The sequence below is a fragment of the Neobacillus sp. D3-1R genome (assembly GCF_052180215.1).
Classification (GTDB): domain Bacteria; phylum Bacillota; class Bacilli; order Bacillales; family Cytobacillaceae; genus Pseudoneobacillus.
The window spans coordinates 1,811,956-1,838,254 of the sequence record NZ_CP197471.1; the positions used below are offsets into that span (position 1 = coordinate 1,811,956).

Sequence of the window (26,299 nt, forward strand, 5' to 3'; positions counted from 1 at the left end):
GAATTATGTAAAAAAGTTTTATTGTTCGGTAGGTAGCCATTGGTGGTACATAGGTGTTGAATATTTTCACTAGAAAAGGTGATAGAATGATAAATTTGCGCTATAAATGGAAACCTTATGTAAAGTATGGACAAGTTTTTGAAATGGAAAGAAATAAGGTTATATATCGCCAAGGTGAAACAGGTCGTGGAATCTATTATTTGAGTAAGGGAGAGGTGAAAATTAATCTTTTATCAGATAAAGGAGACGAAAGGATTATTAATATTGTTCCACCTGGAATGCTATTTGGAGAGCATGGTGTTCAACATGAGCCTTATTTAACTGGAGCTGTAACCACTCGCCCTTCAACGGTATATCATTTTTCGGATGAAGTGATTTCCCTCATTTGCAAAGAACACCCAGAAGCAGCCACGGTTTATACCAATTCTCTTATTTATAAATTTAGAATTCTAGCAGAAATTATTTCACATATCGATAGTCCAGTAGAACAGCAAATGGCTTACTATTTGCTAAAGCTTTACCATGAAAATGGAAATGTTCCAATGAACCAAACATCTCTCGCGAAATATATTGGTACATCTCGGATATCAGTCAATAAAGTGATTCAAAAATGGAAGCAGGATAACTATATAGAACTAAATAGTCGTCAAATCACAATCAAAAACATGGAAAAAATGAAAGCGATTGCAAGTAACCAAGAAGAAGCCTAATCGAATAAGGAAGAATGCGACGAAAAAATAAATTACTGCAACACTTTAAAGCGCCGGGGGTCAGACCCCCGGCGCTTTAAAGTGTTGCAGTGTTTTTATGTTACTAACTTTCGTAGGATGTCTGGTTTTTTTATATAGTATTTTCGGTTTTGGATTTCGACAATATTGTCTTCTTGCCATTGTTTTAGGATTTTATAGACGGTTATTCTTGTTAGCCCAGTACAACTGGCAATATCTTGTTGGTAAAGGGGAACCTCGTAGTTTTTAAATTCATCACATACATTTTGTAGGAGTAAGGCAATCTTTTGTTCAGATGTAAGCGCATTCAAATTAATGCGATCTAATAAAATTTTCATTTTATGAATGACCGTTCTTGAAAAAAGTTTAAATAATTCTGGATGAACCATAATCAATTGATTGAATTCCTCACAGGAGAAGTGATAGAGGACGGAGTCTTTGACAGCAATAGCGGTTGTGAAATGAGTGTTTTGATCCAATGCTTGAACTCCGAGCAACTGATTTGGAAGTACAATATTTAGTAGTCTTTCTTTACCTGTAGCGGTTTCAGTTACGATTCTCACCAGTCCTTTATGAAGAAAATAAAACTCCCCACCACAGGTTCCTTGAGAGTAGATCGTTTGTTTTGCTTTGAAAAATTTCCTTGTACCGTACTTTAAATAAGCTTCCCAATTATAAGCCGTTTCATAGACCGTTACCACACCAGTACCTCCTATTCAAAAATCGGATGTATTAGCTTAGGCTGTCATGTTCTTGGTTCTTCGCTCTTCGCTCTTCGCTCTTGTTTCCACTATTATCATAGTTTAAATATTATTATTTTACTACTATTAGATTGATTATTTTGACTTTTTAGAATACTTTCTTGAAAAATACGTTAATTCGTTTACAGTTTGTTAAAAGGATTCCGTATTACAATTCAGTTAGAATTTTCAAACTACTTACTAAAAGGAGGGATTGTATGGGAATCCGCACTGGAGCTCAATACATTCAAGGATTAAAATCACGACAGCCAGAAATCTGGTTATCTGGTAGAAAAGTAACAAACGTTTATGAAGAAGCTGTTTTTCAACAGCCGATTCATGAAATTGCCAAGCTGTACGATATGCAGCATGACCCGGAATTCCAAGAAAAAATCACTCATATATGTGAAGAAACGGGAGAAAGAGTGAATAACTCATTTCTAGTTCCGAAAAGCTATGAAGATTTAAAAAAGCGCCGTGCTGTTTTCGAAGCTTTCGCTAAAGCCACTTTTGGATTAATGGGCAGAACACCTGATTTTTTAAATGTGGTGGTCACCTCAATGTACTATAACGCCTGGTTTTTCGAAAAATATAATAAAAACTGGGCAGATAATATCCGCAATTATTACAAATACCTCCGTGACAATGATTTATTTTTAACACATGCCATTATTAACCCGCAAAATGACCGTAGTAAATCCTCACATGAACAGAATGATATGTATACACATTTAGGAGCTGTAAAGGAAACACCCGATGGACTAGTAGTAAGAGGAGCCAAGATGCTCGCGACTCTTGCTCCAATCACAGATGAAGTTATCATTTATTCATTCCCTGGTTTTGCTCCAGGTGACGAAAAATATGCTCTTGCGTTTGCGTTACCACTTGATACTCCGGGACTTCGAATTATTTGTCGTGAACCGATGCAGGATGGAACAAGACCATTATTCGATCATCCTCTTGCATCAAGATTTGAGGAAATGGATGCTTTACTTGTTTTTGATGATGTAGTGGTTCCATGGGATCGCGTATTTTTATATAACAATGTCGAGGCAGCAAACAAGCTATATCCTATGACAGGTGCAGGTCAACAGCCAGCACACCAATCTGGAGTACGTGGCTTAATAAAGCTACAGTTTGCGACAGAAGTAGCGATGAAATTAGCAGATACCATTGGGGTTGACGGATATCTAAATGTTCAAAATGATTTAGGGGAATTAATTCAATCGGTTGAATCCATTAGAGCATTACTGAACGTTGCAGAGTATGAATTTACCCTTACAGATCACGGTGAAGCGATGCCAGATTATGTTGCGTTAGAAACGATTCGAGGGCTGCTGCCAAAAATGTACCCAAGAGCAATTGAAGTGATGCAAATTGTGGGAGCTGGTGGTCTTCTCATGTCTCCAACAGGTGCTGACTTCATGAACGAAGCATTAAGAGAAGAAATTGATAAGTATTATGTAGGGAGAGCTGGCGTATCTTCACAAGAAAGGGTAAGTATCTTTAAGCTTGCCTGGGATTTATGCGGAGAGGCATTTGGACAACGCCTACTGCAATACGAACGCTATTATACAGGTGATCCAATTCGCAAAAGAGCCATCTTTTTCAACAACTATAAGCGTCAAAGATCACTAGATTTAGTGGATGAAGCGTTGAAGGCAAGCGTTTTAGATGATAATGAGGTTATTAAAAAGTAGGTTGTCATTCTCGGGAGGAGTAGGACAAATGGAAACACATTATAACACTTCTCTTACATTGCCTAGCTCGATTGTTGCTATTGGAGCCTTTGATGGTGTGCATCGAGGGCACCAAACAGTTATAAAGCAAGCAGTACAAAGAAGTAAGCAACTAAAGGTACCAAGTCTGATCTATACATTTGATCCTCCACCTCGCGTTTATTTCCAAGGAGTAAGGGTTTTGACTCCTCTTTTTGAAAAATTAGCCAGGCTAGAATCGTTAGGTGTCGATCATGTATTTGTTACTTCTTTTGATCAAACCTACGCTAAACGAAGTGCATATGAATTCATAGAGAGCCTGTCAAAACTGAATCCTTTAGAAATAAATGTAGGAGAGGATTTCCGTTTTGGTTTTAACCGCGAGGGAGATCTAAATCTACTAAAACAGTATTTTAAGGTGAAGGTGAGTAAACCTGTTTGTTGTCCAAATGGTAAAACGATTTCTTCTACTAGAATTCGTCAATTGATATCCCAAGGAGACCGTCATCTATCCAATTTATTACTTGGATGGCCGTCAAATGAAAATCGGCTTGTATAGGTAAATCATTTTTTTAAAAAATACTAGATTAATGGAATAGGAAGGGAGACGATTTTTTATGGCTACAAAATTTTTACCTATTAATCTTATGAAATTTATTGAGGAAAACAAAGATCAGTTAAAGCCGCCTGTAAATAATAAAGTCATTTGGAAGGATGCGGAATTAATGGTCATGCTCTTAGGTGGACCGAATAAAAGACGTGATTTCCATGTGGATCCATCTGAAGAGATTTTTTATCAAATAAAAGGAAGCTGTTATGTAGAAGTCATTAACGATGAAGGAAAGCGAGAAGTGGTTGAAGTAAAAGAGGGGGAAATGTTCCACCTGCCTGCTAATGTTCCGCATTCCCCGCATCGTGTAGCTGATACGATTGGATTAGTTATTGAACGTAACCGTGCGCAAGGTGAACTGGAGGACTTTGTTTGGTTCTGTGATGAATGTGATCACCAAATGCATCGCGTCACCATTCAACTGACCAATATTGAAGTACAAGTCAAAGAAGCAATCGCTGGCTTTAATGGAAATGAAGAATTAAGAAAATGTAAAAATTGCGGTCATATGATGCCACCAGAAGCGAGTGAATGGAAATGCGAGTAGATTTTCATACTCACATCATTCCTGAAAACTTTACAGAACTAACAAAGCACTTGACAGGGGAAAAGTGGCCGACTTTAGAACGGACATGTGCGTGTGGAGCGAATATTATGGTTGCTGGAAAAGTGTTCCGTGAAGTAACCGATCAAGTTTGGAGTCCAGAAAAGCGAATAAATGATATGGAAAGAGAAATGGTCGATATCCAAGTGTTGTCTCCTATTCCTGTTACTTTCTCGTACTGGGCTCCAGCCGCTGAAGCGGAAATGCTTGCCCGTATTCAAAATGATTTCATAGCAGAGGTCTGTGCCGAGTATCCTAGCAAATTTATTGGTCTAGGTACTGTTCCTATGCAGGATGTAGAGGTTGCCATCCGTGAAATGGATCGCTGTATTCATGAATTGGGGTTAAAGGGAATTGAAATTGGTACAAATGTAAATGGAAAGAATCTTGATGATCCTTCCTTTATTGCTTTTTTTGAAATGGCAGAGAAGTGGAATGTTCCATTATTTATCCATCCGTGGGAAACCCTTGGAAAGGAACGCATGCCTCGCCATAACTTAATGTACACAGTGGGAATGCCAAGTGAAACTGCTCTAGCAGGTGCAAGTCTAATCTTGGGCGGAGTAATGGATAAATTTCCAAATTTAAAGATTTGTTTTGCTCATGGTGGAGGTTCCTTACCATACTTACTACCACGTCTCGACCAAGGGTGGAAGGTATGGCCGCATTTACGATTACTCGATAAGCCACCAAGCTTTTATGCTAAAAAGTTTTATTTTGACTCACTTGTCAATGATCCGATTAATTTAAACTATTTAATCCAAAATTTTGGTCATGAAAAAATAATTATGGGCTCGGATTATCCTTTCTTGCTAAGAGAGGTACATCCCGGTAAGGTCATTGATGAAACGCTTGGACTGACAGAAGAACAAACTGATGCAATGTTTGGAAAAAATGCGCTTCGTTTTTTAAATATCCCTGTTAAGGATGGAGTGAAATTATGAAAAATGAAACACTTACTCCTGAAGAAAGATTAGCGGAGCTAGGTATTACTTTACCATCACCGCGAGCTGCAGCTGGGAATTATGTTAGCTGTGTCCGAACTGGGAATCTTATCTTTACTGCAGGTCAGGGAACCGATGAATATCGAGGAAGATTGGGAGAAGATGTAACGATAGAAGTAGGTTATCAGGCGGCAAGACAATGCATGGTAAATCTTCTAACAGTATTGAAACAGGAACTTGGAGAGCTAAGCAAAGTGAAGAGGGTTGTCAAAATACTTGGGTTTGTCAATAGCACCTCTGATTTTACCGACCAGCCAAAGGTCATGAATGGTGCCTCCGATTTACTAGTTGAAGTGTTTGGTGAAAGAGGGAAACATGGCCGTTCTGCCGTTGGAATGGCTCAACTTCCAAATAATAATGCAGTGGAAGTGGAAATGATCGTAGAGGTAGAGGAGTAAAAGGAGGATCCTATGAAGATTCAACAACAAGTGATTAAGGATGCTAAGCTTTTTATAAATGGAGAATATAAGGATTCGATTTCGGGTGAGACCTTTGACACCGTTGATCCGGCCACAAATCAAAAGTTGGCGAGTGTAGCAAAGGCAAACGAACAGGATACGAAGCAGGCAATTGAAGTCGCACAAAAGACCTTTGAAAGCGGTATATGGAGTGAACTTCCTGTAGCTGAAAGGTCAAAAATTCTCTGCCGCATGTCTGACCTGGTCATGGAAAGAGTTGATGAACTTGCACTGGTGGAAACCCTTGATGTTGGGAAGCCAATAAAAGAAAGCCGTGGATTTGATATTCCAAGAGCAGCGTCAAATTTACGTTTTTTTGCAGAGATGGCGAACTATATCAATCATGAACACTATGACCAGTCCAGATTCATGTCGTATTCAAAATATGCCCCGGCAGGAGTAACGAGTTTAATCATTCCGTGGAATTTGCCATTTATGCAAATGACATGGAAGGCTTCAGCTGCACTGGCTGCTGGAAATACTGTGGTAGTAAAACCTGCTTCCTACACGCCTTTAAGTGCCGTTATGCTTGGTGAAATTGCCAATGAAGCGGGATTGCCACCAGGAGTTTTAAATATCCTAACGGGACCAGGTGGAACCGTTGGAACAACTATGACAACACATCCACATGTTAGACGAATTTCATTCGTTGGGGAAAGTACAACCGGAAAAACGGTTATGCAAAACGCTGCTTCTCAGCTGATTCCAGTTTCCTTGGAATTAGGAGGGAAATCAGCAAATATTGTCTTTGAGGATGCGGATATTGAGGAAGCAGTAGCAGGGTCCATTGAAGCCATTTTCCGAAATCAAGGAGAAATTTGTTTAGCAGGATCGAGATTACTCGTTCAAGAAAGCATTTATGATCTCTTTTTAGATGAGTTCGTGAATGCTGTGAAAAAGATTAAAGTGGGCGATCCGTTAAATGAAGAAACGGATATGGGAGCTTTAGTTTCGAAAAGCCATCTAGAAACCGTTGAAAAATATGTTCAAATCGGTCTGGAAGAAGGAGCAAAGCTTGCGATTGGTGGAAAAAGAATTGTCGGTTTAGAAGAGGGTAACTTCTTTGAACCAACCGTGTTATATGATGTCGATAACAAAATGAGGGTAGCGCAAGAGGAGATATTCGGTCCAGTGTTAACCGTCATTCCGTTTAAGACGGAAGAGGATGCCATTCGAATTGCCAATGATTCTATTTATGGTCTTGCAGGCGTGGTTTGGACAAATGACTTACGCCGTGCCCATCGTGTCGCAGCAAAGGTAAATGCAGGACTTTTATGGATTAATTGCTGGTATTACCGGGATTTAAGAACGCCTTTTGGAGGTTCAAAAGCTAGTGGAATTGGCCGTGAAGGTGGCCGTCATAGCTTTGAATTTTACACAGAGGCGAAAACCATAACGATGAAACTATAAAACAAATAGAGAGTGCGCTGTCACTCTTTATTTGTTTGGATGTTTTAAATCTCGTTGTTGTAATGGCATCATATATGGCTAAAATGGCGGCTAAGCAGCGGTTTTAAATAAGCTTTGCAAATTTATAGGACACACGTTCCGTTATTTTAAGAAAATGTTCATTTTTTGAGGATTATCGGACTATGGTTCCGTTATTGCACCTATAGTATGTCATTTTCCACTGATAAATAGGATATAACGGTTTCTGTGTCCTATAAACTTAGAAAAACGGGTATTTTGCTAAGATAGCGGAACCTGTGTCCGATAAACAACTATAATATCAACACTACGCTTTATCACAGCCATTTGTTTAAAAAGAGAGGAAGTGAAAGTATGAGTTTACTAGTCAAAGATATAGCCAGTGTTCTGCTTGAAGCGGAAAAAAGCAAACAGGCAATCTCTCCACTTACTCAACAATATTCAGATTTAAATGTAGAGGATGCCTACCAAATTCAACTAGAAGTGATAAAGAAAAAACTCTCGGAAGGGCGTACCATCATTGGAAAAAAAGTAGGATTAACGAGTACAGCGATGCAAAAAATGCTTGGGGTCGATGAGCCTGATTATGGACATTTACTCGATGATATGCGAGTTGAAGATGGTGGAAGGGTAAAAGTGTCGGATATGCTTAGCCCTAAGGTGGAGGCAGAAATTGGTTTTATTCTAAAGGAAGATCTGAAAGGTCCTAAGGTAACTTTTTTGGATGTCTTAATGGCAACGGAATATATTGTGCCAACCCTAGAAATTATCGATAGTAGAATTGCAGATTGGAAGATCGGATTAGTCGATACGGTAGCAGATAATGGTTCATCTGCAAAGGTTGTGGTCGGTACAAAACTTACAAAAATAGACGGATTGGATCTTCGTAGTTTAGGGATGGTTTTATACAACAATGGAGAGTTAATCTCAACAGGGGCTGGCGCCGCAGCACTTGGGCATCCAGCACATGCAATCGCTTGGTTAGCGAATAAATTGAATGAGTTTGATATGACGCTAAAAGCGGGAGAACTGATTCTTCCTGGAGCACTACATGCTGCAGTTACGGTGAAAGAAGGAGATAGTTTTTCTGCCCATTTTGGTCCGTTAGGGTCTGTTTCGGTGAAATTTGAGTAAAGAGGTGAATAGCTTGAATAAAATGAAAGCAGCTATTATTGGCTCTGGAAATATTGGTACAGACCTTATGTATAAACTTGAAAGAAGCGAAATCATCGAATTAACAGCGATGATTGGAATTGATCCAGAATCTGATGGATTAAAACGAGCCCATGAAAAAGGGTATCATGTGTTTTCAAATGGAATTCAAGCGTTACAGGAAAATCCTGAAATAGCGGATATTGTGTTTGATGCCACCTCCGCCAAAACGCATATTAGACATGCCAAGATTTTAAAAGAGCTAGGAAAACTGGCGATTGATTTAACACCTGCAGCAGTTGGCCCATTTTTCTGCCCAGCAGTTGACCTTTCATCCAATGAAGAGCATTCCAATGTAAACCTCATTACATGTGGGGGACAGGCAACGATTCCGATTGTTCATGCGGTAAATCGCGTGGCAGATGTTACATATGCAGAAATTGTTGCAACCATTTCTAGTAAGAGTGCAGGTCCTGGAACAAGAGCAAACATAGATGAATTTACCATTACAACGAAACGGGGAATTGAAGAAGTTGGTGGTGCTGACAGAGGTAAAGCCATCATTATCCTTAACCCTGCTGATCCACCTATATTAATGAGAGATACCGTTTATTGTGAAGTGAAAAATATGGATGAAGATGCTGTTAGGAACTCCATTTATGAGATGGTTCATACCGTAAAGCAATATGTACCGGGATATCGCCTAAAACAAGAACCATTATTTGATGAAAACCGTGTAACGGTTTTTCTTGAAGTAGAGGGTGCAGGAGATTATTTTCCCATTTACGCAGGCAATTTAGACATTATGACTGCTGCAGCAACTCGTGTGGCTGAGGATTTTGCCCGTCAGATGCAGACCTTGAACAATGTAAATCAAGTTAGATAGAAAGCAAGGTGATAACGATGATTAGAAAAAGTGATAGTCCTATAAAGATGACTGAAGTTTGCCTCCGAGATGGAAGTCATGTGATGGCACATCAATATACAGAAAGCCAAGTAAGGGAAATCGCTAGAGCATTAGACCAAGCAGGAATGCACTATATTGAAGTCAGTCATGGTGATGGATTGGGCGGGTCAACGCTTCAATATGGCAAATCTTTAGTGGATGAAATGAAGTTGATTGAGGCAGCGGTTGAGGAATGTAAGCAAGCAACAGTCGCTGTTTTGCTTCTACCTGGAATCGGAACGGTTCATGAATTAAAACAAGCCTATCAATTGGGAGCAGGATTGGTTCGAATTGCTACGCATGTAACAGAAGCAGATGTATCAGCACAGCATATAAGTGTGGCTCGAGAGCTGGGGATGGAAACATTAGGTTTTCTTATGATGGCCCATATGGTTCCAACTGAAAAGTTAGTTGAGCAGGCAAAGTTAATGGAAAGCTATGGGGCTCAGGCTGTTTATGTCACTGATTCAGCTGGGGCACTTTTACAGCATGAGGTACGTGAAAAAATTTCAGCGTTACGAAACGCGTTAACTATTGAAGTTGGCTTCCATGCTCATAATAATCTGTCCTTGGCAGTTGCTAATACACTTGTAGCCATTGAAGAAGGGGCCACTCGAATTGATGGCAGTGTTCGTTGTTTAGGAGCAGGTGCCGGTAATGCTCAAACCGAGGTTTTACTTTCCGTATTAGACAGAATGGGAATGAACTTAGGGATTGATATCTACAAAATGATGGATCTGGCCGAAAACATTGTCGGTCCCATGCTTCCGCGTGCGCAAGAAATCAATAAAGGAAGTCTCGTTTTAGGTTATGCAGGTGTGTACTCAAGCTTTTTACTTCATGCAGAACGAGCTGGGAAACGCTTTGGTTTAGACCCTAGAGATATTTTAATAGAGCTTGGCAAAAGAAAGGTCGTAGGCGGTCAAGAAGACATGATTCTAGAAGTGGCGTCAGAGTTAGCCAGAAGAAATGTGGAGGTGTAAAAATGACAGTAACTCAAGGCAGGGATATGGAAATTGTTAAATATTTATATTCAGCTGAAAAAGAACGACGTGAGGTTATAAAGGTAACGGATCAGTATCCTGATTTAAGTTTTGACGAAGCCTACTCCATACAGGAAAAATTAATTCAAAGAAGAGAAGCAGATGGTGCGAAAAGAATTGGATTAAAGCTCGGTCTAACGAGTAAAGCAAAACAACAAATGATGGGTGTCCATGAAGCGATTTACGGTTATCTTACTGATGACATGTTATCACTAGAATGGGAGCCGATGAATTTTCATCAGCTTATACATCCAAAGGCAGAACCTGAAATTGCCTTTTTTATCAAAGAAGATTTAATAGGTACCGATGTGACAGCTGAAGATATCATACGCGTTACACAATATGTGGCACCTGCTATTGAAATAATTGATAGTCGCTATTTGAACTTTAAATTTACATTGGCAGATGTAATTGCAGATAATTGTTCTTCTGCCAAGTTTGTCATCGGCAGCAAATGGATGTCACCAGAAACCCTTGATTTAGGACAATTAGGGATGGTCATGACAAAAAATGGTCGAGTGGAACAAGTAGGAGCAAGTGCTGCGGTGTTAGGACATCCTGCAACCTCAGTTGCTTGGGCAGTGAACAAACTAGGTGAAAAAGGGAAAGGTATTAAAAAGGGAGATATTATATTAAGTGGAGCTGTATCAGAAGCTATTGCCTTTGAGCCGAATGATACCATCCATGTAGAATTTGCTGAATTAGGAAGTGTGTCTTTTACATGTAAATAAAGTGCGTAGTTTTGACCCTGTGCTTTATTTCATTAAAGTATTTTAAAACACTATTAAACTAACTACTAAAAATAGAGATTAATTAATGGTTTAGAATATTCAAAATATAGTGATAAAAGTCACGGAATATGTTAATTGTTTTACACTTCCATGTTGTTGCAAGGCGTATAATCCGATTAAGAACAATCAACTTGTACCAAGAAGGATTGAAAATGAGAGCGTTTTCATTTTGTTTAGGATTACATTTTAAAAGGGGTGTAAGGAATTGAAAAGGATTAAAAAATGGGGTATTGCATTTTTAACCACTGCGCTAGTATTAACTACCGCAGCTTGCAGTCAAAACACATCTTCAGAAACAAAAGGTTCAAGTGAACCGAAAACAGAAGAAGGAAAAACGTACAATTTTAAGTTAGCTCATATTACACCTACTGATCATATGTGGCATAAAGCAGCAGAAAAATTCAAAGAAGAATTAGATAAGCGATCGGATGGACGCATGCAGCTTGAAATTTATCCGGCCAGTCAATTAGGAACGGAAGCGGATATGGTACAACAAATCTCTGCCGGCTCTGTTGATTTTGGTTTTATTACAGCAGCGTATTTAAGTTCACGTGCACCCGCATTTACAGCTTGGTTTGCTCCTTATGCTTTTAAGGATCTAGAAAGTGCTAATGCTGCACGAGATACTGATGTGGCGAAAAAGATTTTAGGAACGCTTGATGACCAGGGGATTAAAGGCTTAGATTACTTATTTGCTGGTAACCGAGTCATGTTATTTAAGGATAAAGAAGTTCTTAAACCTGAAGACATGAAAGGTATTCGCTTCCGTGTAACCCCAAGCCCACCACTTCAAGATTTTTACAAATCATTAGGAGCATCACCAGAGTCACTTCCACTTCCTGAGGTATATGCGGCCGTTCAAACAGGTGTTATTGATGGGATGGATATGGATTTAGATGCAACCATTACCAATAAATATTATGAAGTTGCTAAATATGGCGCAGTGACAAACCATATGGTATGGCCGGCTGTGGCAATGATGAATAAGAATACGTTTGATAATATGTCTGACGACGATAAGAAAATTATTGAAGAATCTATTAAGGCAGCTGCTGAATATGCAGTAACGACTCGTTCAGCACAAGAGGAAGAATTCAAAAAGACATTAAGTGATGCTGGTATGAAAATTTATGAAATCGATCAAACTTTATTTGAACCTTACATGAAGCAATTTGATGAAAAATATGGACCAACAGATCCATTAATTCAGGAGTTTATTGATACATTCCGTAAATAGGTTTGGGGGTTAAAAGGTGAGATATATTAGTGATATCATAGCCAGTTTCGAAAAGAAACTGGCTATGGTCCTCATGTTTGCTATGGCTGTCGTAGTAGCACTAGGAGTTATTTTCCGTTATGTCCTAAATGAGCCATTATTTTGGGCTGGAGAAGTATCTATTTTTCTATTAATCTACATTACCTTCCTAGGGGGAAGTTTAGGGCTGAAATACAAGATGCAAGCTTCGGTTTCCATCGTAACGGATTATTTACCCGAAAAAGTAAAAAAAATCGTTTTCATCGTCGGTCATCTTTTTATGTTATTGTTCATGGCTATCATATTATTCTACTGTTTTAAATGGATTAGTTCGCCAAACGTGGCAATTCAAAAGTCTAGTGCTCTATTATTACCAATGTGGATTCCCTATACCATTATTCCAGTAGGATTCTCCTTTGCTACCATTCATATTTTAAACAATCTCCTAGAAATCATAAAAGGAGGCCAATCGAAATGATGTTTTTAGTGGTCCTAGCATTCTTGGTGTTTCTGCTAATGGGGATTCCAATTTCTTTAGTCCTAGGAATGACGACAATCGTCTATTTTTTAACAACTGGAAATACCATATTACTTGAATCAACTCCGCAAAGACTTTATTCAGGTATGGAGAACTATGGGTTATTAGCTATTCCGTTATTTATGTTAACAGGAGAATTAATGAATAGTGGAGGAATAACCAATCGGTTAGTTTCTTTTACGAAGGTATTAATTGGGCACGTACGGGGTGGTCTAGCTTATGTAACGGTTGTCGCCAATATGTTTTTAGCATCTATATTGGGGTCGGCCAATGCTCAGGCTGCCATGATGAGTAAAGTGATGGTGCCAGAAATGGAAAAAGAGGGTTATACGAGAGATTTTGCCTCTGCGTTAACATTGGCATCTTCCATTGTAGCTCCCATCATACCTCCTAGTATGATATTCATCATTTACGGCACACTTTCCGGTACATCTATTGGTGCAATGTTTATGGCTGGAATAATTCCTGGAATCATCTTCGGAATTGGATTTATTGGTATGATTGCCTATATGGGTTATAAGAATAATTTTCCTAAAAGCGAAAAATCTAATTTTAAGCAAATTTGGCATTCCTTTGTAAGAGTCATGCCAGCGTTGTTAGTTCCGATTATCATAACTGTCGGAATTTTAAGCGGTGCCTTCACTGCAACAGAATCAGCTGGTATCGCTAGTGTTATTGCATTTATTGTGGGAATGTTTTTTTATAAAGAACTCAAATTTAAAAATTTGCCGAGCATTTTAGTTAACACCGTTACAGGTACAGCTACGGTTACCTTCTTAATTGCCATGGCAAATCTTTTCGGCTGGATGATCGCCTTTGAACAAATTCCTCAAATGATAGCTAATTCTATGTTATCTATTTCAGAAAATCCGTTCGTTTTTTTACTTTTAGTAAACCTTTTCCTTTTATTAATTGGAACATTAATTGATGGTATTGCCGCCTTAATTATTTTAGTACCAGTTCTTATGCCTTTGGTGACTGCTTTCCACATAGACCCAATTCATTTTGGTGTCATTATTTGCATCAATTTAACGATTGGCTTGTTAACACCGCCAGTAGGTACAGGGTTATTTATTGTTTCATCTATTGCTCAGATTAAATTTGAAAAATTAGTCAGAGCCGTTATGCCGCTACTGCTTTTAGGAATTGTTATTTTGTTCATCATTACGTATTGGGATCAAACAACCTTGTTGATTCCAAATCTATTAGGATATTAATAGAGGTGGAAAATGCCAATCATTCAAGTACAGATTCTCGAAGGTCGGACGGATGAACAAGTAAAGGAATTAATCAAAGACTTAACAACTTCCACAGTGAAATGTCTAGGGGTAAGAGCAGACCAGGTTCGCGTCGTGGTAAACGAGGTTCCAAAGAAATTTTGGGGTGTTGGTGGAATAACAAAGGATGAACTATAAATGAAAAAGTAGTCGCCTCGAATGGCGGCTATTTTTTTCATTATTAAAAAGACAGAGAAAATTTACCATATTACCAAAATAGTAATATAATAAATGTATATTTTTAAAAAAGGATGGAGGAATAGCAATGGAAAGTTCCCACTTTTCTGTAAAAGGTAATTGGCAAGGGGATCGAAATGGTACTGGCACGATTCAGTCTGAAGGCGGCTTAAATATTACAGTTTCTGTACCAAAGGAATTTGATGGACCAGGTATTGGTTCAAATCCAGAAGAGCTGCTCATTTCCTCAGCTAACAATTGTTATATGATTACGCTATCAGCCATGATTAGTAATCGAAAAATTGAAATAGCAAGATTGGAAGTTGTTTCTGAAGGCACAGTAGACAAAGTAGAAGGAAAATTACATTTTAAGCAAATCGTTCATAAACCGGTGATTTCCATTCGTCCTGACGCACAAGTTACAGTTGAAAAGTTAGAAGAGCTGGCTGTTAGAGCGGAAAAAGCATGCTTTATTTCACAAACCTTAAGAAATAGTATCCTTATTTCAGTTGAACCAAAAGTAGCTATCATTGAGTAATTGTCATAATTAAATTATGGTAAACTCTTGATAGGGAGATTGCCAAAACCTTCCTATCAGGAGTTTCGTTTTGTTGCAGTGATGGTACGGTGAGTTAAGATATGTTGGTATTTTAATAACATATACTGATGTCTCCTTGCAATTTCATGTAATTCCGGTGCTATGATTTTAGATGGCTGGAATTCTGGTATTTGAAAGTCAGAGATCGATTTTTGTTTGATTTCGATGTCTGTAAATCCGCTACCTAAAAGCAATGTTCTCCAATCATCCTCCATTAAAAGGGAATCCACACCATAAAATTCTTTTATCTCCTGTTGAGCATGTTGATTGATTTCCTGATTAAGTGTCATTTCGATTGCAACTAGCCTTCCTTCATTTTTTAATACCCGAAAAATTTCTCTCAAGGCAGCAGATTTGTTAACAAAAGCAAGAACGGATTCAGATAAAACAAAGTCAATAGTATGGTCCTTTACTGGAATCAACTCAACCTGGGCATTTATGAGAGGAATGCGTAACTGCTCTTTTGTAAATCGTTTTTTAGCTTTCTTAAGCATTCTTGGATTGTTCTCTAAAGCATACACATGAGCATGATACTTTTTATAAAGGTAAGCAGAGGTTTGCCCTGTACCGCAGCCTACATCTAGAATATGAGAGTCTTTTGTGATATTTTCTTTTGAAAGTAGTTCATTAGTTAGTGCAAGTCCTCCAGGATGTGCACCACCTATTCCAAACTTGGAGAGGAAATCTAAATATGTATACGGCATTAGCTCACTCCCTTTTTGACCATTTTATGATAGTGGCGGATAGAGGGTTCAAAAAGTTATATGACGAAATTCTGTGAAAAACTGGATGGCTAATACCATCCAGTTTTAAATTTTTCCAATTTGGGAAGGATCACGGATGATTCCAGGTTGCCCGGGTACCCAATTTGCTGGAACACCTTCGCCTGTTTGTCTCCCGTATTGAATTCCTTGTAGCAATCTTAAAATTTCATACACATTTCGGCCGACTTCTAAAGGATTAACCAGTTTTGAGACAATTTTTCCTTCAGGATCAACGATAACTGTTGCTCTAAAGGTAGCGCCAGTTTTCGGGTTCAAAACGCGATAAGCTTTACTAATTTCATGAGTTCGGTCACTTAGAAGAGGGAAGGTGACCTTGGAGGCAGACTTGGAGACTTCTGTAAAAACTTTATGAGAGTAAACACTATCTGTACTAATCCCAAGTATTTCTGCATTTAAATACTTAAATTGTTCATGAATAGCAGCGACCGCTGCCAATTCTGTCGGTCAAACAAATGTAAAATCACTTGCATAAAAAAATAAGATAACCCATTTGCCACGATAATCGCCTAATGCAATATTTCTAATTTTCTTTTGAATTGGATCATAGGCTTCCGCAAAAAAAGATGGTGCAATATCGGTTGTTTGGGCACAGAAAGGGAGGATACAATTGTCTTTAAAGTCCATTTTTTCACCCCAAAATATAGATTTCGACAGTAGTAGTCTATGATTGGGGATTTGTCTAGTTGAGCCTATTTATTTTTTATTTAGATTGTAACTTTTTACATTTTGTTCCGTTGTTATAAATGGAAATAAATAATGGAAGGAAGAAGAGAGTATATGAAGACGAGTTTTATAACTTTACTTTTAATGTGTTTACTACTAACTAGTTGTTCTCAAATTTCAAATGGACCTATAGAGGAACATAATAATCAAATGTCACAGAATTCGTTATCAAAGAATGCTAATTCGGCGGAAGTGGAAGAAATGCAAGTAATGTCTGTAGTCCAACTTGATCATTTACAGGTAAACGTTTCTAAACAGTGGACTGTCAATCAAGGACTCGATTCCGTTACTTTCTCTAAAGATGGTATAGCGATTGGTGGAATTGATGGATTGGGTTATTCGGAAGAGATAGGGGAACTAGTACCCAATCATAATGAAATCGAGAAAAAGGTGGAACTCAAAAATACAAAAATAAAGGCAATCGAAGTGATTACGAAATCCGATCTACTAGAGGGAAGTAAAAAGGAAGAAGTCCATGTGTTTTTATTTATTGATCAAACTGTGGTTTATGACCTCCATTTTGACCTTGGTGGGGTTGATGAAGCTTCCGTTTTAAGTTTAGTAGAATCAGCCATTCCTCTATAGATAAAATAGGACTTGGTTTTATTATTCAGATTTGTCTGGAAAAATGTTAAGATAAAGATAGTTTATCTATTCAAATGGAGGTACCATATGAATCTCGCTCTTGAATTAAGCCAATTAATATCTGCTGACCGAATCACAACCAATCAAACGATATTAGAGCAACATAGTAAAGATGAATCGTATCACACACCAGTTCTTCCTGATATTGTTGTTTTTCCTGAAAATAAGGAAGAAGTCTCGAAAATTATGAAGTTTGCTTATGAAAATGATATTCCTGTTATTGCGTTTGGTCGGGGGTCCAGCCTTGAAGGGCATGTGATTCCATACAAGGGCGGCATTTCATTGGATACGTCTTTAATGAATAATATTTTAGAGGTTCGCCAAAAGGATTTTTTAGTAAAAGTGCAGCCTGGAGTGACAAGAACACAGTTAAATAAAGAATTAAAGAAATATGGCTTATTTTTTTCCGTTGATCCTGGTGCAGATGCAACATTAGGTGGGATGGCTGCTACTAATGCTAGCGGAACAACATCCGTTCGGTATGGAGTCATGCGTGATCAGGTAAGAGATTTAGAAGTAGTCCTGGCAAATGGTGATATTATACATACAGGTGGGTTAGCAGCTAAGTCATCGTCCGGTTACAATCTAAACGGTTTGTTTGTCGGTTCAGAAGGTACATTGGGAATTTTTACTGAAATAACAGTTAAAGTGTATGGCATACCAGAAGTAACAATGGCTGCTCGAGCATCTTTTTTGACTACAAGTGATGCAGTTCAGGCAGTAGTTGGCATTCTTTCTGCCGGTATACCTATTGCACGTGTTGAACTAGTGGATGCTCATTCTATGAAACAAGTAAACAAGCATAGTGGAACTTCCTATGCGGAACAGGCAACATTATTTTTAGAATTTCACGGTAATTCGGCAGGACTTATTCAAGATATTGAATTTACCAGAGAAATTGTACAGGATGCTGGCTGCCAAAACTTTCAATTTGAAGAGGACACGAAAGCCGTTAATCAATTATGGGAAGCACGTCATAATTTAGCATATGCCTATATCCATGGGGCACCAGGAAAAAAACTGATGGTTACCGATGTCAGTGTGCCTATCGATGAATTAGCAGGAGCTATTGATGATACACGTCTAGCCATAGAAAAAGCGGGTATAGAAGGCGGGATACTTGGACATGTAGGCGATGGAAATTTCCATGTGCTTTTTATGGTTGACATACATGACATGGAAGAAGTTGAATTGGCATCTAAGCTTAATTCTCATATTGTAGAATATGCCATTGCAAGAGGTGGGACTTGTACAGGTGAACATGGGGTTGGTGTTGGAAAAAGAAAATATCAACGGCAGGAGCATGGGAAAGCACTTGATACGATGAAAATGATTAAACAGGCACTAGATCCAAAGGGGATTTTAAATCCAGGTAAGATTTTTCCGGATGAATAATAAAAGTGAAGTTTGAGATACTGGTGAGAGGTTGAAAAACAAAATCATATCATGAATACATCGTTACTTAGTGACGATGTATTTTTTTGCTTATTAATAAAAGGGATATATTGACACATAAATGGAAGATGTGATATTAAAAAAATATAACATTGTTAGCACTCAGGTTAGAAGAGTGCTAATATAAAATTATTACATATTTCTAAAAAGGAGAGGTTTTCATGTCCAAAACACAATTTAAAGCAGAATCCAAAAGACTTTTAGAAATGATGATTAACTCCATTTATTCAAAGAAAGAGGTATTTTTAAGAGAGTTAATTTCGAATGCTAGTGATGCGATTGATAAAATTTATTACAAAGCGTTAACGGATGATTCATTAAGCTTTGAGAAAGACAGCTATTATATTAACGTGGAAACGGATCACGAAAATAGATTTTTAAAAATTACTGACACAGGAATTGGAATGACAAAGGAAGAACTGGAAACTAACTTAGGGACTATTGCTAAGAGTGGTTCACTAGCGTTTAAAACAGAAAATGAAATTAAGGATGGCCACGATATCATTGGTCAGTTTGGTGTTGGATTTTACGCGGCCTTTATGGTTGCCGATGTTGTGACAGTTATTAGTAAGGCTTTAGGCAGTGACCAAGCTTATAAATGGGAATCTACTGGTGCTGATGGATACACCATCGAGCCTGTTGAAAAGGATGCAATTGGTACTGAAATCATTTTAAAAATCAAAGAGAATACAGAAGAAGAGTCATATGATGAGTATTTAGAGGAATATCAATTAAAGTCTATTATTAAAAAATACTCAGACTTTATACGCTATCCAATCAAAATGGAAGTAACCTCAAGACGCCTAAAAGAAGGCAGTGAAAACGACTGGGAAGATTACAAAGAAGAACAAACCATTAACAGCATGGTGCCAATCTGGCGTAAAAATAAAAATGAGTTAACAGAAGAAGATTACGAGAAATTCTATCAAGAAAAACATTATGGTTTTGACAAACCGATTAAGCATGTTCATATCAGCGTGGATGGGTCTATCAGATATAATGCGATTCTTTATATTCCAGAAAAAATCCCGTTCGATTATTACTCAAAGGAATTTGAAAAAGGATTAGAGCTGTATTCGAATGGTGTCTTGATTATGAATAAATGCGCTGATTTATTACCTGATCATTTTAGCTTTGTAAAAGGGATGGTAGATTCTGAGGATTTATCCTTAAATATTTCAAGAGAAATCCTACAGCATGATCGCCAATTAAAGTTAATTGCTAAAAATATCAGCAAGAAGATTAAGAGTGAATTACAAAGCTTATTGAGAAATGATAGAGAAAAATACGAAGAGTTTTATAAATCCTTCGGTAGACAATTGAAGTTTGGCGTCTATAACGATTATGGAATGCATAAAGAAGAGCTGCAAGACTTGTTAATGTTCTACTCTTCTAAAGAAAAGAAATTGATTACGTTAGATGAGTATGTTTCAAGAATGCCTGAGGATCAAAAATATATTTATTATGCATCTGGTGAATCGTATGAAAGAATAGAAAAGCTGCCACAAACAGAGCTTGTGTCAGAAAAAGGCTATGAAATTTTATACTTTACCGATGATATCGATGAATTTGCAATTAGAATGTTAGTGAACTATAAAGAAAAAGAATTCAAATCAGTTGCAAGTGGAGACTTAGGTATTGAATCAGAAGATGATAAGAATGAAACAGAAGCCGTTGCGAATGAACACAAGGAACTATTTGATTATATGAAAAATACATTAGCAGGTAAGGTTAAAGACGTTAAAGTATCTAAACGATTGAAATCACATCCAGTTTGTCTTTCAACAGACGGTGAGTTAACAATCGAAATGGAAAAAATCTTAGCCATGATGCCTGATAATCCAAACATGAAAGCAGAAAAAATCTTAGAGATTAATGCAAACCATGAAGTGTTTAAATCGCTAACAGATGCATTTGAAAACGACAAAGATAAGGTAGACTTATATACAAATCTACTGTACAACCAAGCTCTTCTGATTGAAGGACTTCCAATTCAAGATCCAGTAGAATTCACTAATAACATCTGTAAAATCATGAAATAAGTAAGAGCAAAAAGAAAGAATGATATAAAAGAATAACGCTTTAACGAATTAACGCACCGGGGGTCTGACCCCCGGTGCGTTAATTTGTTAAAGGGAAGATCTAACTAGTCATGTTGACATCGTTTTGGTAATATTTACATAGGTATGGATTTGTCTGAATTTTTTTATTTTGGGGGTTACGACAATTAAAGAGCAAATGATAAAACTAAAAAATTCGATTGACTTAAATATTCATTATAAAAAAGAACATGAGCCTACGATACTGTTCCTTCATTATAGTGGGGGTACGCTACAAATGTGGAATGGTATTGTTCCTCTTTTTGAGAAGGAGTATAGCATTCTTGTACCTGACTTACGTGGGCAGGGGAAATCCAGTAAACCACCAACAGGTTACCATATTGATGATATGGCGAACGATCTATACTTGCTTCTGGAAGAATTAGAGATTAGTAAGTGTCATATCGTGGGTAGTTCCATGGGGGCAGAGGTGGGACTTAGCTTAGCAGCAACACATCCCGAATTGGTCTTATCGCTAGTCTGCGAAGGAGCGTTATTTAATGAGTTTGGAGAATTTGGACTATTTAGTGGCACAGAAGAAGAGGTAGAACTAGAGAAGCAGAACCGGAGCAAACAACTAGCTGAAAGAATACTACCTATTTATCCATCTAAAGCAGATTATTTAACAGAAATAAGAGAGTCCCTTGAAAAGGATGAGCTCTGGAATGATTACTTTCGAACCTACTTTGAAAGTTATCTAGAAGAAACGGACGAGGGGCTTTTTGTAAGTCATTATAAAAATTACGTTAGAACAGAGTATATTCAAAACTATTGGGATGTTCGATTTGAAGAATATTATAAAAAAATCAGTTGTCCGATTTTATTCCTTCCGAGTGAGGAAGAAAGCCAAAACGAAAAAATAATGAATAGCATGAAAACATTTGCGAGTTTTGTAAAGTCATATGAAATTGTTCATATCAAAGACTCCTTGCATGCGTTTGTTTGGATGCAGCAGCCAAAGGTTGCCGGTGAAGTGGTGAAGAATTTTATCAAAGATTTAAAAGAAATGTAGAATTACCGACAAGTAGAAAGATTTAAGGTTAGGAGTGGGAATATGGGCTTGTTTCTATAAAATTTTATACAAAATAATTTTTTTAAGGATGAAAGATATAAATGGAGATAAAATTCAATCAATTTTTAAAAGAAGAGCTTAGCATAAATGAGATCCAAGATGCGATGAATAATGGCATCATCACTTCTAAAGAGGTAGTGATGTACTATCTTGATAGAATTGCGAGATTTGACCAAGATGGTCCCAAGATTAATTCCATTCTTGAAATTAATCCCCATGCGATTTTTATTGCTGAGGGATTAGATCAGGAAAGAAAGTTAAAAGGTTCAAGAGGACCCCTTCATGGAATCCCTGTACTACTAAAAGATAATATTGAAACAAATGATTCCATGCATACCAGTGCAGGCACATTAGCTTTAGAGAACCATCTTAGTTCAAAGGATGCTTTCCTAGTAGAAAAGTTACGTCAAGCTGGTGCTGTTATTTTAGGAAAATCGAATATGACAGAGTTAGCCAATGCCATGTCACGTGATATGTGGGCTGGATACAGTTCAAGAGGGGGACTGGTTTTAAATCCTTATGGACCGGGTGAATTTTTTATCGGAGGGTCAAGTTCAGGTTCAGCTGCTGCAGTTGCTTCTAATTTCACTGTTCTGTCTGTAGGTACTGAAACGGATGCCTCCATTCTAAGTCCCGCGATTCAAAACTCCGTTGTAGGTATTAAACCGACCGTTGGATTAATTAGCAGGACCGGGATTATTCCATTTACCTATTCACAGGATACGGCGGGGCCTTTTGCAAGAAATGTTACAGATGCGGCTATATTATTAGGTGCTTTAACAGGTGTGGATCCACAAGATCCAGCAACCTATAAAAGTGAAGGTAGGGTGGAACAGGATTATACCCAATACTTAGATATAAATGGATTAAAGGGAGCGAGAATTGGAGTTTTTAACACAGATTATTATGATTATTATCAATCAGGTGAATATGATGAAAATCTGTTTAAGCAAGTTATCGATGATTTATGCGGGCAGGGAGCTGAAGTCATAGAAGAGATTGAAATCCCATCGTTTCACCGTGATTGGAGCTGGGGAGTTAACATTTATGAAATGAAGCATAGCTTTAATAATTACCTTTCAAAACTGCCGGCTCAGCTACCAGTCCATACCGATTCTGAATTAATAGAATTTAATAGAAATCATGAAGAAAAAGCCCTTAAATATGGGCAAGGTATGTTAGAGTTTAGAGAAAAATTACCGAACACATTAAGAAACCCAGAATATTTAAGAGCTAGGCTTGACGATATCTATTTTTCACAAGACCAAGGTTTGGATTATTCTTTAAAAAATTATCATCTTGATGCCATTCTTTTCCCATCATATATAGGGTCCACGATAAGTGCCAAAGCTGGTTATCCATCCATAGCTTTTCCAGCTGGATATATGGAAAACGGCAGACCATTTGGAGTATCGTTTGCGGGAGGAGCTTTCAGTGAAGGGACATTAATCAAATTAGCCTATTCTTTTGAACAAGCAACCAAACACCGTAAACAGCCAAATTTGTCACTTTAATTATTAGGCTATGTTAAATATCTCTGTTGATTTGACCAAATGGCTAAAGTAGTAGTGTTAAAAAAATGAATCCTCAACAGTCCGATAACATACATTTTATCGGACACAGTTTCCGTTATATTACGAAAATCATTGTTTTTAGAGGATTATCGGACTATAGTTCCGCTATTTCACTAAAATAGGCCTTTTGATGATGAAATATAGTGTTTAACGGCATCTGAGTCCGCTAAATTAGTAAAAACCGCCTATTTTAAGGAAATAACGGATTGTGTGTCCTATAAATAAAAATCAACACTAATTCTGAACATAGCCATTTATTAAAAAAAGGTCACACATTCATGTGTGGCCTTTTAAAACATACTCAAATGATAAGTCTTTGATAAACTCTCTAGTAAGTGCACTCCTGCGATACTATTGCCTTTTTCATCTAATGAGGGACCAAAAACACCTACCCCAAACTTACAAGGAACAGCTCCCATTATTCCCCCAGATACTCCACTTTTAGCGGGAATACCTATTTTTATCGCAAATTCCCCTGAAGCATTGTACATTCCACAGGTAACCATAAAAGTTTTGCAAATACGGGCCACATCTGCTGACATGAGTTGTTTTCCAGTAAGTGGGTCATTTCCATCCATCGCAAAAATCATCCCGACTCGTGCCAAATTTAAGGTGTTCATCTCTATCGCACACTGTTTGGTATATAGATCAATTAGTTCTTCCACATCCTCATCAATAATTTGATGTTGTTTTAAAAAATAGCTTAAGGAACGATTGAGATGAGCCGTTTCAAATTCAGATTGGGCTACATCTTTACAGTAGCCTATTGTAGTATCATTTGCTAGTTCTTGTGTAAAGGTTAATAGCCGCTGAAACCTGTCCTCGACAGATTGTCCAACAAGCATATGGGTTACAACCAGTGCACCTGCATTAATCATCGGATTTAATGGCTTGGAAGGAGCCATTGTTTCCAATTTAGCAATCGAATTGAACGGATCTCCAGTAGGCTCCATCCCTACTCGTTCAAAGACATATTCTGAACCACGATCCATTAAAACGAGAGCTAAACTTATCACCTTAGAGATACTTTGTAAGGTAAAACGTTTTTGGATATCGCCAGCTGAAAAACTAATGCCATCAGGGTATTGTATGGCAATCGCTAAATCATTTGGATGGGCTTTCCCGAGGGCAGGAATATAGTTAGCAACTTTTCCGTACTGAGTCATCGTTTTCGCTTCTTGTACAAAACTCATTAATTCTTCACTTGAACGACATTGCATATACATCACCATTTTTAGTATAAGGCTTTGGTTGTCATAAATATTAGACAAGTAGTGAACGTTTAGTGGAAAATATATAATCAAAAATGAAGATTTTAAGACATTAAAAAATAGGATAAGATAAAAATAATTTATAGGAGGGATGAAATGCTAAATCCAGCTTGGCTTTTTGTCATTGCTTCAATTATTGCGGTAATTGGAATATTATTTTCTTTTAAAATAATGATGTCCCAAATTCAAACGATAATACAAGATCAGGGATTGAATATGGAAATGATTCAAAAAGAACAAACTCGTTTTTTTATCAAAATAGCTATTTCAGAAGCTGTACCGATATTATTAATCGTATATGGGTTTACCTTAATTGGAGAATTAGAAGAGCCGGTTAATATTCTATTTCCAATTGTCATTATTGTTGGTGTTTTTCTATTCGCCTTAGTTCAGATTCTTTTGACTAGAAGGGATGTTTTAGGTTTCCATGATGTGAATTCAGAAACAAAAACTTTTCTCAATGCGATGATTTTTATTGGTGTAGCAATGGTTGCGGCAATTCCTATCGTTTCGGTGGTAGCGTTATTAACGATAATTGAATGACAAGTGAAACCATAAAAACTCATCTATGACGATCTTTTTATTTTTTCTTTAAAAAAGATTTGCCCTATTTTTTACTCTTATCTTTAAAATCAAAAAATCATATCATTATTAAAATAAACTTTAATGGATTATGATAATAAGTAAATACTGTAAAAAGGAGATTCGGAATGATGAAGACAACCATTAATTGGACAGGGAAAATGGCATTTTCTAGCGTAACACCATCTGGACATGAGATTAAAATGGATGCGGCGCAGGAAATAGGAGGAGAAAATTCAGGGGCAAGACCAACTGAGCTATTGTTGAATGCAGTAGCAGGTTGCACTGGCATCGATATTATATCGATTTTACAAAAAATGCGTTTAGAACCAATCTCTTTTCAAATGGATGTAGAGGGTGACCGAGCAGATGATCATCCGAAGAAATTTACAACCATTCGAATTCACTATGCTTTAGAGGGGGAGCTGCCTGAAGAAAAAGTCATTCGTGCCATTCAATTATCTAAAGATAAATATTGTTCTGTTTCCCATTCCTTAAATGCGGAGATTATCGTAAGTTATTCCATTAACGGGGTTAAGGGAGAAAAGGAATTGTAGGAAAAATTGGTATGGCCGTCTATTTTAACAATAGGCGGTCATTTTTCGTAATCCAGCTCCAGCGCCTAGCCCTTCGAGGTCAAATAACCTGTAGTGTAAGAAGTCAAAGTGCAGACTTCTTACACTACAGAACATTTGCTTGTCGGGGCTTTTCGAGGCGCTTCCGCTTTTTTCTACATTACGGCAATAGATACATATCAAAATGAGGAGGATCCGTCATTTTCAATTTTTTTAATCGACCTTCATTTACTAGATCCTGCAAACCCTGCTCAACTTCATTATGTTTTACTCCAAATAAATCCGCTACTTTTACAGTGGATATCGAAATATACTTTGGGTCCTTTGTGGAGGATGTAATCATAGAATGAACACGTTCGTATAACCTCTCTTTATCCATCTCCAAACACCTCTTCCTTAATAAAATATCATCAACAATCCATACAAAATTAATTACCTATTTTACTTCTTT

At 37.5% G+C, this 26,299-nt stretch carries 28 protein-coding genes; 23 read left to right on the top strand and 5 right to left on the bottom strand.

The genetic code is table 11. The annotated features are described in order from the left end of the window. Positions 1 to 86 precede the first annotated feature (86 nt). A complete protein-coding gene (locus ACSBPO_RS09180; RefSeq protein WP_442599758.1) occupies positions 87 to 710 on the top strand; it encodes a Crp/Fnr family transcriptional regulator in 624 nt (207 codons plus the stop codon). A 95-nt stretch (positions 711 to 805) separates the two neighbouring features. Here the strand turns inward: ACSBPO_RS09180 and ACSBPO_RS09185 are convergent, their stop codons facing one another. Then, the gene (locus ACSBPO_RS09185) at positions 806 to 1,429 is read right to left on the bottom strand and encodes a Crp/Fnr family transcriptional regulator (protein ID WP_442599759.1); all 624 of its coding nucleotides are present in this window, start codon (positions 1,427 to 1,429) and stop codon (positions 806 to 808) included. A 257-nt stretch (positions 1,430 to 1,686) separates the two neighbouring features. Here ACSBPO_RS09185 and ACSBPO_RS09190 point away from each other — a divergent pair, with 257 nt between their 5' ends. From ACSBPO_RS09190 to ACSBPO_RS09260, 15 genes are all read left to right on the top strand, one after another. Further along, complete coding sequence (locus ACSBPO_RS09190) at positions 1,687 to 3,168, top strand: 4-hydroxyphenylacetate 3-hydroxylase family protein (protein ID WP_442599760.1); 1,482 nt, start codon at positions 1,687 to 1,689, stop codon at positions 3,166 to 3,168. A gap of 28 nt (positions 3,169 to 3,196) precedes the next feature. After that, entirely contained in the window at positions 3,197 to 3,745 is a 549-nt protein-coding gene (locus ACSBPO_RS09195) for an FAD synthetase (RefSeq protein ID WP_442599761.1), read from the top strand. 58 nt (positions 3,746 to 3,803) lie between these two features. Next, complete coding sequence (locus ACSBPO_RS09200) at positions 3,804 to 4,343, top strand: 3-hydroxyanthranilate 3,4-dioxygenase (protein WP_442599762.1); 540 nt, start codon at positions 3,804 to 3,806, stop codon at positions 4,341 to 4,343. Continuing rightward, positions 4,328 to 5,344: an amidohydrolase family protein gene (locus tag ACSBPO_RS09205; protein WP_442599763.1), complete on the top strand. Its 1,017-nt coding sequence runs from the start codon at positions 4,328 to 4,330 to the stop codon at positions 5,342 to 5,344. Before ACSBPO_RS09200 ends, ACSBPO_RS09205 begins: the two co-directional genes overlap by 16 nt. Further along, the gene (locus ACSBPO_RS09210; protein WP_442599764.1) at positions 5,341 to 5,802 is read left to right on the top strand and encodes a RidA family protein; all 462 of its coding nucleotides are present in this window, start codon (positions 5,341 to 5,343) and stop codon (positions 5,800 to 5,802) included. The genes ACSBPO_RS09205 and ACSBPO_RS09210 overlap by 4 nt, the downstream gene beginning before the upstream one ends. A gap of 12 nt (positions 5,803 to 5,814) precedes the next feature. After that, positions 5,815 to 7,272 (top strand): aldehyde dehydrogenase, encoded by a 1,458-nt coding sequence (locus ACSBPO_RS09215; RefSeq protein WP_442599765.1) that lies wholly within the window; start codon positions 5,815 to 5,817, stop codon positions 7,270 to 7,272. Positions 7,273 to 7,644: 372 nt separating this feature from the next. Continuing rightward, on the top strand, positions 7,645 to 8,424 hold the full coding sequence (locus ACSBPO_RS09220) for a 2-keto-4-pentenoate hydratase (protein ID WP_442599766.1): 780 nt from the start codon (positions 7,645 to 7,647) through the stop codon (positions 8,422 to 8,424). A gap of 13 nt (positions 8,425 to 8,437) precedes the next feature. Further along, positions 8,438 to 9,328, top strand: coding sequence for an acetaldehyde dehydrogenase (acetylating) (locus ACSBPO_RS09225; RefSeq protein WP_442599767.1), 891 nt, complete (start codon positions 8,438 to 8,440; stop codon positions 9,326 to 9,328). Positions 9,329 to 9,345: 17 nt separating this feature from the next. Further along, positions 9,346 to 10,371: a 4-hydroxy-2-oxovalerate aldolase gene (dmpG, locus tag ACSBPO_RS09230; protein WP_442599768.1), complete on the top strand. Its 1,026-nt coding sequence runs from the start codon at positions 9,346 to 9,348 to the stop codon at positions 10,369 to 10,371. 2 nt (positions 10,372 to 10,373) lie between these two features. Continuing rightward, a complete protein-coding gene (locus tag ACSBPO_RS09235) occupies positions 10,374 to 11,162 on the top strand; it encodes a 2-keto-4-pentenoate hydratase (protein WP_442599769.1) in 789 nt (262 codons plus the stop codon). Between the two features lie 265 nt (positions 11,163 to 11,427). Next, complete coding sequence (locus ACSBPO_RS09240; RefSeq protein ID WP_442599770.1) at positions 11,428 to 12,459, top strand: TRAP transporter substrate-binding protein; 1,032 nt, start codon at positions 11,428 to 11,430, stop codon at positions 12,457 to 12,459. A 16-nt stretch (positions 12,460 to 12,475) separates the two neighbouring features. After that, the gene (locus tag ACSBPO_RS09245; protein WP_442599771.1) at positions 12,476 to 12,955 is read left to right on the top strand and encodes a TRAP transporter small permease; all 480 of its coding nucleotides are present in this window, start codon (positions 12,476 to 12,478) and stop codon (positions 12,953 to 12,955) included. Further along, entirely contained in the window at positions 12,952 to 14,232 is a 1,281-nt protein-coding gene (locus ACSBPO_RS09250) for a TRAP transporter large permease (RefSeq protein WP_442599772.1), read from the top strand. The genes ACSBPO_RS09245 and ACSBPO_RS09250 overlap by 4 nt, the downstream gene beginning before the upstream one ends. Before the next feature lie 12 nt (positions 14,233 to 14,244). Beyond that, complete coding sequence (locus ACSBPO_RS09255; RefSeq protein WP_442599773.1) at positions 14,245 to 14,430, top strand: 4-oxalocrotonate tautomerase; 186 nt, start codon at positions 14,245 to 14,247, stop codon at positions 14,428 to 14,430. Between the two features lie 127 nt (positions 14,431 to 14,557). Further along, positions 14,558 to 15,007, top strand: coding sequence for an OsmC family protein (locus ACSBPO_RS09260; RefSeq protein WP_442599774.1), 450 nt, complete (start codon positions 14,558 to 14,560; stop codon positions 15,005 to 15,007). 56 nt (positions 15,008 to 15,063) lie between these two features. On the opposite strand, the gene ACSBPO_RS09265 is transcribed toward ACSBPO_RS09260, so the two are convergent. Together ACSBPO_RS09265 and ACSBPO_RS09270 are read right to left on the bottom strand one after the other, a co-directional pair. Next, on the bottom strand, positions 15,064 to 15,771 hold the full coding sequence (locus tag ACSBPO_RS09265; protein WP_442599775.1) for a class I SAM-dependent methyltransferase: 708 nt from the start codon (positions 15,769 to 15,771) through the stop codon (positions 15,064 to 15,066). 105 nt (positions 15,772 to 15,876) lie between these two features. After that, a complete protein-coding gene (locus tag ACSBPO_RS09270; protein ID WP_442599776.1) occupies positions 15,877 to 16,476 on the bottom strand; it encodes a peroxiredoxin in 600 nt (199 codons plus the stop codon). Between the two features lie 153 nt (positions 16,477 to 16,629). Between ACSBPO_RS09270 and ACSBPO_RS09275 the strand changes: the two genes are divergently transcribed. The 5 genes from ACSBPO_RS09275 (at position 16,630) to ACSBPO_RS09295 (ending at position 23,360) form a co-directional block, all read left to right on the top strand. After that, positions 16,630 to 17,160, top strand: coding sequence for a hypothetical protein (locus tag ACSBPO_RS09275; RefSeq protein ID WP_442599777.1), 531 nt, complete (start codon positions 16,630 to 16,632; stop codon positions 17,158 to 17,160). Between the two features lie 87 nt (positions 17,161 to 17,247). Further along, on the top strand, positions 17,248 to 18,615 hold the full coding sequence (locus tag ACSBPO_RS09280; protein ID WP_442599778.1) for an FAD-binding oxidoreductase: 1,368 nt from the start codon (positions 17,248 to 17,250) through the stop codon (positions 18,613 to 18,615). A 221-nt stretch (positions 18,616 to 18,836) separates the two neighbouring features. Beyond that, positions 18,837 to 20,717, top strand: coding sequence for a molecular chaperone HtpG (gene htpG, locus ACSBPO_RS09285; protein WP_442599779.1), 1,881 nt, complete (start codon positions 18,837 to 18,839; stop codon positions 20,715 to 20,717). Between the two features lie 295 nt (positions 20,718 to 21,012). Beyond that, positions 21,013 to 21,786, top strand: a complete 774-nt coding sequence (locus tag ACSBPO_RS09290; protein ID WP_442599780.1) for an alpha/beta fold hydrolase — start codon at positions 21,013 to 21,015, stop codon at positions 21,784 to 21,786. Positions 21,787 to 21,887: 101 nt separating this feature from the next. Then, the gene (locus ACSBPO_RS09295; RefSeq protein WP_442599781.1) at positions 21,888 to 23,360 is read left to right on the top strand and encodes an amidase family protein; all 1,473 of its coding nucleotides are present in this window, start codon (positions 21,888 to 21,890) and stop codon (positions 23,358 to 23,360) included. Between the two features lie 350 nt (positions 23,361 to 23,710). Here the strand turns inward: ACSBPO_RS09295 and glsA are convergent, their stop codons facing one another. Next, the gene (gene glsA, locus ACSBPO_RS09300) at positions 23,711 to 24,640 is read right to left on the bottom strand and encodes a glutaminase A (RefSeq protein ID WP_442599782.1); all 930 of its coding nucleotides are present in this window, start codon (positions 24,638 to 24,640) and stop codon (positions 23,711 to 23,713) included. Positions 24,641 to 24,787: 147 nt separating this feature from the next. On the opposite strand from glsA, the gene ACSBPO_RS09305 reads away from it, so the two are divergent. Together ACSBPO_RS09305 and ACSBPO_RS09310 are read left to right on the top strand one after the other, a co-directional pair. Then, positions 24,788 to 25,234: a hypothetical protein gene (locus tag ACSBPO_RS09305; protein WP_442599783.1), complete on the top strand. Its 447-nt coding sequence runs from the start codon at positions 24,788 to 24,790 to the stop codon at positions 25,232 to 25,234. Positions 25,235 to 25,404: 170 nt separating this feature from the next. Continuing rightward, positions 25,405 to 25,830, top strand: coding sequence for an OsmC family protein (locus tag ACSBPO_RS09310; protein ID WP_442600333.1), 426 nt, complete (start codon positions 25,405 to 25,407; stop codon positions 25,828 to 25,830). Positions 25,831 to 26,008: 178 nt separating this feature from the next. Here the strand turns inward: ACSBPO_RS09310 and ACSBPO_RS09315 are convergent, their stop codons facing one another. Next, a complete protein-coding gene (locus tag ACSBPO_RS09315; RefSeq protein WP_442599784.1) occupies positions 26,009 to 26,227 on the bottom strand; it encodes a hypothetical protein in 219 nt (72 codons plus the stop codon). Positions 26,228 to 26,299 lie beyond the last annotated feature (72 nt).